Raw genomic sequence first — 13,071 nt, 5'->3', positions numbered from 1 at the left:
ATCCGTGGTGCGGTCCAATATCGAATGCGGGGGAAGCGATAGGGTCGCCCTATGGAACTGCGTCAGCTGCGCTACTTCCTCGCGGTCGCCGAGGAGCTGCACTTCGGCCGGGCCGCCGCTCGGCTCCACGTCTCCCAGCCCCCGCTGTCCGTGGCGGTCAAGTCCCTCGAGAAGGAGCTGGGCGTCACCCTGTTCGAGCGCACCTCGCGCCGGGTCGGGCTCACCCCCGAGGGCGAGGCGTTCCGCGCCCAGGTGCGGGAGCTGCTCGAGGGGCTCGACGCGGCCGTCGCGGAGCTCTCCGAGGTGCACCGGGGGATCCGGGGGCGGCTGCGGATCGGCTACGTCAGCTCCGCGAGCTACTCGATCCTCCCGCGGGCCGTCCACGCCTTCCAGGGCCGCTTCCCGCAGGTGGAGCTGACGCTGAGCCCTCTCACGAGCGCCGAGCAGCTGGCCGGGCTGGCGGAGGGGAGGCTCGACGTCGGGATCGTCAGGGACCTCGTCCCCACGCCCGGAGTGCGTCGCGAGCACGTCCTCAGCGAGGGGCTGGTCGCGGTGCTGCCGGAGCGGCACCGGCTGGCCTCCCACGCGGAGGTGCCGATCGCCGAGCTCGTGGGGGAGCCCCTCGTCCTCTTCCCCGCCGAGCTCATGCCCGGCTACCTCGCACGGATCACCGAGGCCCTCGAGTCCGGCGGCGCGACGATGGACGTGGTGCAGCGCACCGTGCACCAGGAGACCGTGCTGGGCCTCGTCGCGGCGGGCGTGGGGCTGTCGATCCTGCCCGAGTCCGTCGCCCGCCTGCGCATGCCGGGCGTGGTCGCGCGGCCGCTGGACGCCCGACCGACCACGGAGCTCTCCGTGGTCTGGCACGGGACGATGGGCGCCGCGGCCCGCGCCTTCGCCGACCACGTCCTCGAAGCCGGCGCGGAGCCCCCGCCGAGCGAGGCGACGTGATGCCGATCCGCCGGCGCGGCCTGGCTACGCTGGGCCGATGGGCATCGGAACGCTGATCGCGCGACACCGGGACCGGCCGTCGGTGCGGTGGGCGAACGGAGCCGGCACCACGGTGGAGCTGGTCTCCCCTCAGGAGTCCGCGATCCTCACGCCGGGCCTGCCCCGCTGGCGCCTCAGCGTGGCCTCGCTCGAGCGGGCGGCGCCGTTCTCGCCACTGCCCGGCCGCCACCGCCGGTTCCTGCCCGTCGGCGGGGACGTGGTCCTGACCGTGGACGGGATGCGCACCCCAGTGCAGGCCGGGACCGTGTGCGAGTTCGACGGCGGCGCGACCGTCGACCTTGTGGACCTGCCGACGCCCTGCCACGCGGTGAACCTCATGGTGGAGCGGACCGGGGAGCCTGCCCCGCCGCTCCCTCGGCTGTGGTCGCCGACGTCCGGGTCGCCCGCCCCCGCGGGCGAGACGCTCGCGGTGGCGCTCGAGCCGGCGGGCGACGTCGGGCCCTTCGACCTGCTCAGGTGCTCCGAGGCCGACGCGTGGACGGCCGCGCGGGCGGGGACGTGGGCGCTGCTCGTGCTGTCCTGACGCCGGCGCGCGGACGGGCCGCGCGCCGTCCTGGGGCGCGGGGCCCGTCCCGGGAGGGCTCAGGCCAGGGCCGGGGTCTCCCAGAGGTTCAGCACCGTGCCGATGCCCTTCTCCTCGGCCGTGCGGTAGAGGTCCGTGGCCCACGCGACGTCCTCGATCGGCATGCCGCCCACGGAGTAGAGGATGATCTCCTCGTCGTTCCGGCGGGCGGGCAGGGCGCCGGTGGCGATGTCCGCGATCTCCTCGATCTTCTCCGCGGGTAGCACGCCCTGCTCCACCAGGCCGAACCAGTGCGAGCCGGGGATGCCGAGGATCTGGTACGCCTGCGCGCCGTACTCCTCGAGCCACGCGTCGTAGAGGCCCTGGGCGTCGATCACGAGGCGGGCGTCGTCGCCGGCGAGGAAGTCGTCGTCGAAGCGGGCCGCGGCGGGCAGCAGCAGCAGCGCGCCGGGCTTGATCGCCGACTTCGGGAAGTAGGGGAAGGCGGAGCTGCCGGCGGCGTCGGTGGTGGTGGTCGCCATGACGATGTCGGCGTCCGCGATGGCCTCCTCGATGCTCTCGCAGACCGTGGCGCTCGTGAGCTGCGGGAACGTCGCGGTGGCCCAGTCGACGAACGCCTGGGTGCTGGCCGCGCCCCGGCCCTTCACGGTGAGGGTGTCGATGGACGGGCGCAGAGCGAGCGTGGTCTCCAGCGTGGAGCGGGCGATGACGCCGGGGCCCACCACCGCCACGGTCTTCGCGTCCTCCTTGGCGAGGTGCTTGACCCCCACGCCGGGCACGGAGCCGGTGCGGTACGCGCTGAGCAGGTTCGCGCTCATGATCGCCAGCGGGGCGCCCGTGTCACGGTCGTTGAGGACGAACACGTGGATGGAGCGGGGCAGGCCCTTGGCGCGGTTCTCCGCGTTCGAGCCGTACCACTTCACGCCGGTGGTGCCGAAGCGCCCGCCGAGGTAGGCGGGCATGGCCATGAAGCGGCGGTCCGGGCCGTCCTTGGGCATGCCCTCGTGCTCGGGATCGCCGGGGAAGGTGATCATGGCGCCGTGCGAGTTGCCGTTCTCTCCGGCCATCATGTAGTCGCCCTTGCGCATCAGCACGAGGGCCTCCTCCATGACGTCGGTGCAGCGCACGAGGTCGCCGACGCCGGCCTCGATCATGTCGGGCTCGCTGAGGTAGCGGAAGTTGATCTCGGTGGACATGGGGCTCCTCTTTCTTGGGGGTGAGGTGGTCGCGGGGGTGGGCGGTCGGAGTCGGGTCGGACGGCTTCGGGGCCGGCTCAGACGGCCTCGGGGCCGGTCTCGCCGGTGCGGACGCGGACGACGCGGACGACGTCGGTCACCCAGACCTTGCCGTCGCCGATCGTTCCCTCGTCGTCGGAGCGCGCCGCGGCGACCAGCACGTCGATGGCGTCCTCCAGCTGTTCGTCGGCGACGACCATCTCGAGGCGGACCTTGGTGCGGAAGACGACGTCGTGGGCCTCTCCGCGGTAGTACTCGGTGCGGCCGCCCTGGGCGCCCCGTCCCTGGACCTCGGTGGCCGTGAGGCCGGTGAGGCCGGCGGCCTCGAGGGCGTTGCCGACCTTCTTGAGCCGGCTCGGTCGGATGACGGCGGTGATGAGCTTCATGGTGTTCCTCCTGCTGCTGCCGCGGATGTGCGGGGTGGTCAGATGATGCCGCCGTCGTACGCGGACTCGGCGTGCAGGGCCCGGTCGAGCCCGAGCTCCTCGCCCTCCTCGGGGACGCGGATGGGGTGGATCCGGTCCATGACCCAGGCGATGGCGTAGGTCATGCCGAACGAGTACACGAGCGTCACGACGATCGCGAGCGCTTCGCGCCAGATCATGCTCGGATCGCCGCCGAACACGACGCCCGCCATCCCGGCCGGGGCCGCCGCGGTGGCGAAGAAGACGGCGAACATGGCCCCGGCGATGCCGGCGATCCCGTGCACGGCGAACACGTCCATGGAGTCGTCGATCCGGTGCCGGCGCTTCCAGGTGATGGCCCACGCGGCGGCCGCGGCGCCGAGGAAGCCGACGAGGATCGCGCCGATGGGGTGCACGGCGTCGGCCACCGGGGTGATGGCCACGAGGCTGGCGATGATGCCGGTGCCCATGCCCAGGAGGGTGGCGTGGCCGTCACGGACCCGTTCGACGGCGATGAAGCCGAGCATGCCTCCGCACGTGGCGAGGATGGTGGTCATCACGGCGTACTCCGCGACGTGGTTCGCCCCGGCGGCGGTGCCGCCGTTGAAGCCGATCCAGCCCATCATGAGCATGCCGACGCCGATGAGCATCAGCGGCAGGTTGTGCGGGCGCATCGCGGTGCCCGTGTGCCGCCGGCCCAGCACCATCGCCAGGGCGAGGCCCGCGGCGCCGGCGTTCATGTGGATGGCGGTGCCGCCGGCGTAGTCGTGCAGGCCGAGGACGTTGGCCATCCAGCCGCCGACGACGCCGGTCTCCTCGTCGTCGAACGCGAACACCCAGTGGGCCAGCGGGCTGTAGACCAGGAGCACCCAGAGGGCGGCGAACACGAGCCAGGCGCCGAACTTCATGCGCCCGGCCGCGCCCGAGGCGACGAGCGAGACGCTGATGGCGGCGAAGAGGATGAAGAAGGCGGCGGAGATCGTCCCGCCGGCCCCGTCGTCGGCGACGAAGGCGTCGAAGAAGGCGAACTCCGCGGGGTTGCCGATCAGGCGGAGCCCGCCCACCGAGTCGCCGAACACCAGGCCGTGGCCCAGGACGACGTAGGCCACGCCGCCGACCGCGAGGCCGCTCATCACCATCATGAGCATGTTGAGGACGTTGCGGTCGTCGAGCATTCCGCCGTACAGGAATGCCAGTCCGGGGAACATGAGCAGCACCATGGCCGCCGCCGCGAGTATCCAGGCGATGTCTGCCGGTTGCATGCGCGTCTCCTCTGTGTGGGGGGATGGGGGGAGGATCGGTAACACCTAACCTCTAGAAGATAGATTGCACGGTGACGTGAGGGTGTCCACGTTCGTGACGCACGCGTTACGGGACCCCGGCCGAGCGGGGGCCGGGACCGGACCGGGTCGCCCGGGGACCGCGGGCCGCGTTCCCGACGGGCGGCATCGGTAGGCTGGGGCGCATGACTGAGACCCCCGCAGAGTCCCGCACGCCCGACGTCGACCCGGCCTACGCCAACCGCGCCACCGTGCCCGGCGCCGCGTTCGACTTCACGGTCCGGGACCTCTCCCTGGCCGAGGCGGGCCGCCACCAGATCCGCCTGGCCGAGCACGAGATGCCGGGCCTGATGTCCCTGCGCGAGGAGTACGGGGAGTCCCAGCCGCTGGCGGGCGCCCGGATCGCCGGCTCGCTGCACATGACCGTGCAGACCGCCGTGCTGATCGAGACCCTCACCGCCCTGGGCGCCGAGGTCCGCTGGGCCTCCTGCAACATCTTCTCCACGCAGGACGAGGCCGCGGCCGCCGTCGTCGTGGGCTCCGGCACCCCGGAGGACCCGCAGGGCGTGCCCGTGTTCGCGTGGAAGAACGAGACCCTCGAGGACTACTGGTGGACCGCCTCGCAGATCCTCACCTGGCCCGGCGCGGCCGAGGACCCCGAGCTCGGCCCCAACATGATCCTGGATGACGGCGGCGACGCCACCCTGCTGGTGCACAAGGGCGTGGAGTTCGAGGCCGCCGGCGCCGTGCCGAGCGCCACCGAGGACGATCCCGAGGAGTACCGGATCATCCTCGAGACCCTGCGCCGCTCCCTCGCCGAGGATCCGCAACGCTGGACCCGCACCGCCTCCACCCTGCGCGGGGTCTCCGAGGAGACCACCACCGGCGTGCTGCGCCTCTACCAGCTGGCCCAGGAGGGCCGCCTGCTGTTCCCCGCGATCAACGTCAACGACGCCGTGACCAAGTCCAAGTTCGACAACAAGTACGGCATCCGCCACTCCCTGCCGGACGGCATCATGCGCGCCACGGACGTGCTGATCGGCGGCAAGGTGGCCGTGGTCTGCGGCTACGGGGACGTGGGCAAGGGCGCCGCCGAGGCGCTGCGCGGCCAGGGCGCCCGCGTGATCGTCACCGAGATCGACCCGATCTGCGCGCTGCAGGCCGCCATGGACGGCTACCAGGTGGCCCGCCTCGAGGACGTCGTGGGGCAGGGCGACCTGTTCGTCACCACCACCGGCGGCAAGGACATCATCATGGCCGAGCACATGGCCGCGATGAAGGACAAGGCGATCGTGGGCAACGTGGGCCACTTCGACAACGAGATCGACATGGCCGGTCTCGCCCGCATCCCCGGCGTGGTGAAGACGGAGATCAAGCCGCAGGTCCACGAGTGGACCCTGGATGCGGGCACGGACTCCGAGCGCAGCATCATCGTGCTCTCCGAGGGCCGCCTGCTGAACCTCGGCAACGCCACCGGCCACCCGTCGTTCGTGATGAGCGCGTCCTTCACCAACCAGGTGATGGCGCAGATCGAGCTGTTCGGCGGCTCCACCGGCACCGGCGCCCTCACCGGCGAGCACTACGAGAAGCTTGTCTACACGCTGCCGAAGGTGCTGGACGAGAAGGTCGCCCGCCTGCACCTGGACGCCCTGGGCGTGGGCCTGACCGAGCTGACCAAGTCCCAGGCCGAGTACCTCGGCGTGGACGTGGCCGGCCCGTACAAGGCCGACCACTACCGCTACTGACCGCCGCGCACCCGCGGACGGACCCACCCGAGGAGGGACGAGCATGGCTTCGCATCAGGCCGGCCGCGGGCGCGAGGAGCGCGCCGGGGCAGAGGACTTCGAGTCCGGACTGGACTACGGCGCGTTCGCGGAGGACGACGCCGCGGAGGACCCGAACCGCACCCAGGCGCTGCCCGCTTCCGGGCGCGACGACGCCGGGGTGCAGCACACCTCCGCGCTCAGTCCGGAGGACCTCGCCGCGCTGCGCGGCGGGGACGCCGCCGCGGCGGACGGCCGCGCCGAGCGGCCGGCCGAGCGGGGGATGCCCGACGCGCGGGAGCGGGACATCGTGGCCTCGCGCGCGGTGCCGTCCTCGGACCGGCGCCCGCTGCCCGGGGCCGACGAGCTCGGCCCGCTGAGCGCGGCCGTGGGCGCCCGCTCCGCCTCGGGCTCCAGCGCGGCCGACCCGGCGGACCGCTACCCGCAGGACGCCTCGGCGGCCTACGCGGCGAGCTCGTCCGTGGCCCTGCAGGGCCCCACCCCCGAGGAGCGGGCGCGCCTGCCCAAGGCGGGCCCGCGCGTCGCCCAGGTGCTGCTGGCGATCCTGGCCCCGCTGGCCCTGCTGCTGACCGCCGTGCGGTTCGTGGCGAGCCCGGCCTTCCTGTGGCTCGAGTACCACCGGCCCGGCTTCCCCGCGGACCGGTTCGGCTTCGACACGGGCGACCGCATGCACTACGGCTCCGCCGGGCTGGACTACGTGACCAACCTGGCCGGGTCGCGGTACCTGAGCAGCCTCACCCACCAGGGCGAGCCGCTGTTCACCGAGGCCGAGGTCTCGCACATGACGGACGTCAAGGTGGTCCTGTGGATCGCCCTGGCGGCGCTCGTGGCGCTCGTGGTGGTCTGCGCCCTGCTGATCGCCCACCTGCTGCGGACCAGCCCCGGCGGGGTGCGCCGCGCCCTGTTCGCCGGCGCCCTGTGGCTGCCGCTCGCGCTGATCGCGCTCGCGGTGCTGGCGGTGCTCGGCTGGGAGACCTTCTTCGCCGGCTTCCACTCGCTGTTCTTCGCGGACGGCACCTGGACGTTCTCCGCGCGCGACGCCCTCATCCGCCTCTACCCGGAGCAGTTCTGGGTGGACGCGGCCCTCGTGGTCGGGGCGATCGCCCTGATCGCCTCGCTGGTGACGCTCGTGTTCACGTGGCCCACCCGCCGGCGTCGGGAGATGTCCGCGGACCGCCGCGGCCAGCTGTTGGACACCCGCCTGCGCTGGGCCCGCGAGGAGGACTCGCAGGTGCGCTGATCCGACCGCGCTGCGCCGAGCCGAACCGGCGCCGAGCCGCGCCGGCCCTGCGGCCGGGAGCACGACGGCCCGCCACCTCTCCACGGTGGCGGGCCGTCGTCGTCCGCGTCCGCGGTGGGGCGCGTCCTCGTCAGCGTCCGCGGTAGAGCGCGTCCACGTCCTCGGCGTAGTCCTCGATGACCTTCGCGCGCTTGAGCTTCTGGGACGGAGTGACGTAGCCGGAGTCCTCGGTGAAGGCGTGGTCCAGGATGCGGATGCGGCGGATGGACTCGGCGCGGGAGACGTCCTCGTTCACGCGGTCCACGGCCTCCTGGATGGTCTCCAGCACGGCGGGGTCCTGGGCGGCCTCGGCGGGGGTGAGGCTGCGCTCGCGGTCCAGGCTCCAGCGGGTGAGCTCCTCCTCGTCCAGGGTCACGAGGGCGCCCACGAACGGGCGGTTCTCACCGACCACCACCACGTGCTCGATCAGCCGGTGCTGGCGCAGCGCCTCCTCCATGGGGGTGGGGTACACGTTCTTGCCGCCGGCGGTGATGATGACGTCCTTCTTGCGGCCGGTGATGCGCAGGTAGCCGTGCTCGTCCAGGGATCCGATGTCCCCGGTGCGGAAGAACCCGTCATCGGCGTGGGACTCGGCGGAGGCCTCGGGCATGCCGTGGTAGCCGCTGAACATCACGGGGCCGCGCAGCAGGACCTCGCCGTCCTCGGCGATCTTCACGGTGACGCCGGGCACGGGCAGGCCCACGGTGCCCACGCGGTGGGCGCCGGGGATGTTCACGGTGGCGGGGGCGGTGCTCTCGGTGAGGCCGTAGCCCTCCACGATGGGCACGCCGGCGCCGCGGAAGAAGTGCACGAGCTCCTCGGAGAGCGCGGACGCGCCGGACACGCAGGTGCGCACCTCGCCGCCGAGGGCCTCGCGGATCTTGCGGTAGACGAGCCGGTCGAACAGGGCGTGGCGGGCGCGCAGCGCGGGGGAGGGCCCGCGCCCGGAGCCGAACTTCTTCTCCTCGAGGGCCTTGGACCAGGCGATGGCGGTGCTGCGGGCCGCCTGGTACACCGTGCCGGTGCCGGCCTTCTGCGCCTTGGTGGCGACGCCGGACTCGACCTTCTCGAACACGCGCGGCACGGCCAGCAGCCAGGTGGGGTGGAAGGAGGCCAGGTCCCGCAGCAGGGTGGCGGGGGAGGGGGCGTGGGCCACCTGGATCCGCGCGTACAGGCAGATGACCTGGACGGCGTGCGCGAGCACGTGGGCCAGGGGGAGGAACATCAGGGTGCGGGAGGCGGTGCCGGCGGGGGTCCACTGGACCACCTCGCGGGCGAAGGAGAGCACGTTGATCGAGGCGCCGGCGAGGTTGCCGTGGGTGATGACGGCGCCCTTGGGCCGGCCGGTGGTGCCGGACGTGTAGACGATCGAGGCGGGGTCGGCGAGCGTGGCCAGCGAGCGGGCGTGCTCCACCGCGTCCTCGGCCACGAAGGCACCGGCCTCGGCGAGCTCGGCCAGCCCGTCCGCGGTCATGGGGAACGTGGCCACGTCCAGGCCCTGGGCCGCGGCGGCCTCCTTCACGCGGGCGGCGAGCGCCTCGGTCCCGCAGGCCACCGCGCGGGCGCCGGAGTCGGTGAGGATGTGCTCCACCTGGTGGACGGAGGAGGTCTCGTAGATCGGCACGGAGACGGCCCCGGCGAACCACACGGCCTGGTCCAGTACGGCCCACTCGTAGGAGGTGGCGGCGAACAGGCCCACGCGGTCGCCGGGGGCCACGCCGTGGGCGATCAGGCCGCGCGCGGCGGCGCGGACCTGGTCGATGAAGGCCTCGAAGCGCACGTCCGTCCAGCCCCCGGTGCCGTTGCGCAGGGCGTACACGGGCGCCATCGGGTCCTGCTGGAGGGAGGACAGGATGAGGTCCGTGATGTTGGAGTCCGCGGGCGGCATCCAGTCGAGCTCGGTGGCGGACTCGGTGATGGGGATCTGGTTCTGCACTCCCTGAGCGTATCGAGAACGTGGCCGAGACGCGCGGCCCTGCGGCCCGGGGCGCTCAGATCCAGCTGTTGAACCACATGCGCCAGCGCCACTGGTCGTAGGGGATGACGTCCCCGATCCACACGGGCAGGAAGAACAGGGACACCCCGACGACGGCGGCCGCGTACGCCAGCACCAGTGCCGAGCCCCAGCGGGGCCCGGGCCGGCGGCCGGGGCGCAGCAGCAGGGACAGGGCCAGCACGATCATCAGGATGAGGAAGGGCTCGTAGGCGACCGTGTAGAAGAAGAACATGGTGCGCTCGGGCCACAGGAACCACACGACCTGCCCGGCGAGGTAGGCGCCGAGGAGGGCGCCGGCGCGCCAGTCCCGGTGGCGGATCAGCAGCCACAGGCACACGAGGACCGCGATCAGGCCGGTCCACCACAGCAGCGGGTTGGCGATGTCCGTGATGGCGGCGGAGCAGGCGCTCGGGGCGTCGGCGGGGCAGACCTCCTGCCCGGGCTCGCCGCCGCGGTAGTAGTAGCTCACGGGCCGGCCCATGAAGGGCCAGGTCCACGGGCTGGCGGCGTAGTCGTGGGGGCTGGTGAGGCCCTCGTGGAAGGTCGTGGACTCCACGTGGTAGTGCCACAGCGACCGCAGGGGGCCGGGCACGAGCCCCGCCAGCGGGCCCTCGGGCAGGTTGTCCCGGTGCCACATCCGGTAGTAGCCGCCCTCGGTGGCGAACCAGCCGGTCCAGGACGCGAGATAGGCGACCAGGCCGCCGCCCACCACGGCCACGAAGGCGAGCAGGCCGTCCTTCACGACGCCGGCCCGCGCCCAGTCGCGGACGCCCGCGTCCCGGCGCGCGGCCATGTCCCACAGCACCGTGAGCAGGCCGAAGGCCGCCATGAAGGCCAGCCCGGAGAGCTTCACGGCGCAGCCGGCGCCGAGCAGCACGCCGGCGAGCAGCCGCCACGGCCGCCAGCCGAGCCACGGCCCGGTGGCCAGGGCGTCGTAGCCGCGCCGGGCGGCGTCGCGGGCCAGGCGTTCGGCCAGCAGTCGCCGCCCGTGGGCGCGGTCCGCCAGGAGCGCGGCGAAGGCCGCGAGGACGAAGAACGAGAGGAAGATGTCCAGCAGCCCGATGCGGGACATCACCAGGTGGTGGCCCTCCACGGCCAGCAGCAGTCCGGCGACGGCGCCCAGGGACACGGAGCGCAGCAGGTGCTGGGCCACGAGGGCCACCAGCAGCACAGACAGGGTGCCGGCCACGGCGGCGCTGAACCGCCAGCCCACCCCGTTGTCCGTGCCGAAGGCGAGCATGCCCAGGCCGATCAGCCACTTGCCCAGCGGCGGGTGCACCACGTAGGCGGCGGACTCGAGCGGCTCCGCCTCGCCGCGGACGAACGCGTCGTTGACGTCCTCCTCCCACCGGCGCTCGTAGCCGGACTGCAGGAGCGAGTAGGCGTCCTTGGGGTAGTAGGTCTCGTCGAAGATCAGCTGATCCGGGTGGGCCAGGTTCGTGAACCGCAGGACGCCGGCCAGCGCGGTGACCAGCAGCGGCAGGATCCAGTGCCACCGCGTGAGGGGCGCCGTGGCCACGCCCAGGCGCGCACGCAGCGTGGCCGCGCCGTAGGGGCCGTCGTCGACGGCGGCGGGGCGGGTGGCGAGGGCGGTGGCGGGCACGGGCTCCATGCTAGGGGGACGCAAGGACTCTCTAGGCTGGGGGCATGACCGTGGAATCCGTGGACGTCAGCGTCATCATTCCGATGCACAACGGGGGCGAGCTCATCCATGAGCAGCTCGACGCGCTGGCCGCCCAGCGCACCGACCTCAATTGGGAGGTGATCGTGGGGGACAACCGCTCCACGGACGGCAGCCCGGACGCGGTACGCGCGCGTGCGGACTCGTTCCCCGCCCCACTGACGGTGGTTGACGCGTTCCGGGTGCAGGGCGCCAGCCACGCCCGGAACGCAGCCGCGGCCGCCGCCCGAGGCGAGGTACTGGCGATGTGCGACGCCGATGACCGGGTCGCTCCCGACTGGGTGGAGCAGGCGTTCCGTGGAGTGCGGGAGATCGCCCCGATGGTGGCGGGGGCGAACCGTCTTCTGAGTCATCCGCAACGTCCGGACGCACCTCTCCTGAACCCACGGATCCTGCACGGGCGAGGCGCCCAGACGTGCAACGCGGCGGTACGACGTGATGTCTTCTTGGCGTCCGGAGGCTTCGACGAGTCTCTGCCGCCTTACGGTGTTGAAGACTCGGACCTTTCCGCTCGTGTCCTGGCAGCGGGGTACACGATCGCGCCCCACCCGGGGCTGGTCCTCTATTTCCGTGAGACGACCGGGCTGAAGGCGAAGCTTCGCAAGATCCATTCGTCCGGCCATGCGGAGGCCGTCCTCTGGTCACGCGGTCATGAGGCCCAGGGCACCCCTCTGGCTGAGTCGCAGTTCGTGGTTGCACTGGCGGCCTTGCCAGCCGACGCCGTCCGCACGGCGCGTGCGGCGGGGCTTCGGAGCCTCCCGAAATGGATCCTCCGCGAGGCCGCGGTGCGGACCGGCCGCTGGCGGGGCTACCGAAGATGGGTGAAGACCGGCAAGGCGGGCGAACCTCGTCTGCCGTTCCTCGACGGGCGAGGCGGCGCGGCGTGACCGGCCGCATCGTCCTGGCCGCCACCCCCATTGGCAACCTCGGGGACGCATCCGCGCGCCTGCGTGAGCTGCTGGCGGAGGCGGACGTGATCGCCGCCGAGGACACCCGGACCGCGCGGCGCCTGTGCGCCGGCCTGGGCGTCACCCCGACGGGCAGGGTGGTGGCCCATCACGAGCACAACGAGGCGGCCTCCACCCAGGGGCTGCTGGACCAGGTGCGGGGCGGTGCCACGGTGGCGGTGGTCTCGGACGCGGGCATGCCCACGGTCTCGGACCCGGGGTACCGGCTAGTGGCGGCCGCGGTGTCCGCAGGGCTGCCCGTGACCTGCGCGCCCGGCCCCTCCGCCGTGACCACCGCGCTCGCCCTCTCCGGCCTGCCGACGGACCGGTTCGCCTTCGACGGCTTCGTCCCCCGCAAGGACGGGGAACGACGACGATGGCTCACCTCGCTGCTGACCGAGGCGCGCACCGTGGTCGCCTTCGAGTCGCCGCAGCGTCTGGCGGACGCGCTGGCCGTCGTCGTGGAGGTCCTCGGTGCGGAGCGGCCGGTGTGCGTGGCCCGCGAGCTCACCAAGCTGCACGAGGAGGTGGTGCGCGGCACCGCGGCCGAGGTGCATGCCTGGGCTGCAGAGCGGCACGCGGGGGAGGGGATCCGCGGGGAGATCGTGCTCGTGATCGGACCGGCGTCCCCGCACGCGGCGTCCGCCGGCGGCGCCACGGAGGCGGACGCCGTCGCCGAGGTCGGCGTGCTCGTGCACTCCGGGACGCGCCTGAAGGAGGCTGTGGCCACCGTGGCCGCCGCCCACGGGCTGCGCTCGCGGACCCTGTACCAGGCGGTGCTGGCGGCCCGGGGCTGACCCGTCCCCGGCTACACAGATGCTCATGTGCGAGAGCGCGGCCCCGGGGCCTGGCTAGGATCAGCCGTGGAGCCGCCGCCGGACGGCGTCGGAATACCCGTGGCCTTCCACCCGTTCCCTTCGCGGACGCGGGG

Annotated in this window: 11 protein-coding genes; 6 read left to right on the top strand and 5 right to left on the bottom strand. The window is 72.9% G+C overall.

Going from position 1 to position 13,071, the window contains the following annotated elements:
• Positions 1-51: 51 nt before the first annotated feature.
• Positions 52-951, top strand: coding sequence for a LysR substrate-binding domain-containing protein (locus HDA33_RS07030; RefSeq protein ID WP_184172115.1), 900 nt, complete (start codon positions 52-54; stop codon positions 949-951).
• 37 nt (positions 952-988) lie between these two features.
• Positions 989-1,534: a HutD family protein gene (locus tag HDA33_RS07025; RefSeq protein WP_184172113.1), complete on the top strand. Its 546-nt coding sequence runs from the start codon at positions 989-991 to the stop codon at positions 1,532-1,534.
• A gap of 59 nt (positions 1,535-1,593) precedes the next feature.
• On the opposite strand, the gene HDA33_RS07020 is transcribed toward HDA33_RS07025, so the two are convergent.
• The 3 genes from HDA33_RS07020 to HDA33_RS07010 form a co-directional block, all read right to left on the bottom strand.
• Positions 1,594-2,730 carry a tyramine oxidase subunit B gene (locus tag HDA33_RS07020; protein WP_184172111.1) on the bottom strand — a complete coding sequence of 379 codons (1,137 nt, stop codon included), beginning with the start codon at positions 2,728-2,730 and terminating at the stop codon, positions 1,594-1,596.
• 77 nt (positions 2,731-2,807) lie between these two features.
• A complete protein-coding gene (locus HDA33_RS07015) occupies positions 2,808-3,155 on the bottom strand; it encodes a P-II family nitrogen regulator (protein WP_017487971.1) in 348 nt (115 codons plus the stop codon).
• Between the two features lie 38 nt (positions 3,156-3,193).
• Entirely contained in the window at positions 3,194-4,435 is a 1,242-nt protein-coding gene (locus HDA33_RS07010) for an ammonium transporter (protein WP_184172109.1), read from the bottom strand.
• Between the two features lie 203 nt (positions 4,436-4,638).
• Here HDA33_RS07010 and ahcY point away from each other — a divergent pair, with 203 nt between their 5' ends.
• Both ahcY and HDA33_RS07000 read left to right on the top strand, forming a co-directional pair.
• Positions 4,639-6,198: an adenosylhomocysteinase gene (ahcY, locus tag HDA33_RS07005; protein WP_221432971.1), complete on the top strand. Its 1,560-nt coding sequence runs from the start codon at positions 4,639-4,641 to the stop codon at positions 6,196-6,198.
• Between the two features lie 43 nt (positions 6,199-6,241).
• Positions 6,242-7,477, top strand: coding sequence for a TIGR01906 family membrane protein (locus tag HDA33_RS07000; RefSeq protein ID WP_184172107.1), 1,236 nt, complete (start codon positions 6,242-6,244; stop codon positions 7,475-7,477).
• A 130-nt stretch (positions 7,478-7,607) separates the two neighbouring features.
• Here HDA33_RS07000 and HDA33_RS06995 read toward each other — a convergent pair whose 3' ends face one another.
• Both HDA33_RS06995 and HDA33_RS06990 read right to left on the bottom strand, forming a co-directional pair.
• Positions 7,608-9,452 carry an AMP-binding protein gene (locus tag HDA33_RS06995; protein WP_184172105.1) on the bottom strand — a complete coding sequence of 615 codons (1,845 nt, stop codon included), beginning with the start codon at positions 9,450-9,452 and terminating at the stop codon, positions 7,608-7,610.
• A 55-nt stretch (positions 9,453-9,507) separates the two neighbouring features.
• On the bottom strand, positions 9,508-11,115 hold the full coding sequence (locus HDA33_RS06990) for a dolichyl-phosphate-mannose--protein mannosyltransferase (protein ID WP_184172103.1): 1,608 nt from the start codon (positions 11,113-11,115) through the stop codon (positions 9,508-9,510).
• A 44-nt stretch (positions 11,116-11,159) separates the two neighbouring features.
• Between HDA33_RS06990 and HDA33_RS06985 the strand changes: the two genes are divergently transcribed.
• Positions 11,160-12,080 carry a glycosyltransferase family 2 protein gene (locus tag HDA33_RS06985; RefSeq protein WP_184172101.1) on the top strand — a complete coding sequence of 307 codons (921 nt, stop codon included), beginning with the start codon at positions 11,160-11,162 and terminating at the stop codon, positions 12,078-12,080.
• Positions 12,077-12,937, top strand: coding sequence for a 16S rRNA (cytidine(1402)-2'-O)-methyltransferase (gene rsmI / locus HDA33_RS06980; RefSeq protein ID WP_184172099.1), 861 nt, complete (start codon positions 12,077-12,079; stop codon positions 12,935-12,937). Before HDA33_RS06985 ends, rsmI begins: the two co-directional genes overlap by 4 nt.
• Positions 12,938-13,071 lie beyond the last annotated feature (134 nt).

The organism is Micrococcus endophyticus, from assembly GCF_014205115.1.
Classification (GTDB): domain Bacteria; phylum Actinomycetota; class Actinomycetes; order Actinomycetales; family Micrococcaceae; genus Micrococcus; species Micrococcus endophyticus.
This window is presented reverse-complemented; position numbering and strand designations above follow the sequence as displayed.

What these genes read in the sequence shown, in the direction of transcription:
- HDA33_RS07030 (WP_184172115.1), top strand. Translation starts at nt 52, where the DNA reads ATGGAACTGCGTCAGCTGCGCTACTTCCTCGCGGTCGCCGAGGAGCTG.
- HDA33_RS07025 (WP_184172113.1), top strand. Translation starts at nt 989, where the DNA reads ATGGGCATCGGAACGCTGATCGCGCGACACCGGGACCGGCCGTCGGTG.
- HDA33_RS07020 (WP_184172111.1), bottom strand. Translation starts at nt 2,730, where the DNA reads ATGTCCACCGAGATCAACTTCCGCTACCTCAGCGAGCCCGACATGATC.
- HDA33_RS07015 (WP_017487971.1), bottom strand. Translation starts at nt 3,155, where the DNA reads ATGAAGCTCATCACCGCCGTCATCCGACCGAGCCGGCTCAAGAAGGTC.
- HDA33_RS07010 (WP_184172109.1), bottom strand. Translation starts at nt 4,435, where the DNA reads ATGCAACCGGCAGACATCGCCTGGATACTCGCGGCGGCGGCCATGGTG.
- ahcY (WP_221432971.1), top strand. Translation starts at nt 4,639, where the DNA reads ATGACTGAGACCCCCGCAGAGTCCCGCACGCCCGACGTCGACCCGGCC.
- HDA33_RS07000 (WP_184172107.1), top strand. Translation starts at nt 6,242, where the DNA reads ATGGCTTCGCATCAGGCCGGCCGCGGGCGCGAGGAGCGCGCCGGGGCA.
- HDA33_RS06985 (WP_184172101.1), top strand. Translation starts at nt 11,160, where the DNA reads ATGACCGTGGAATCCGTGGACGTCAGCGTCATCATTCCGATGCACAAC.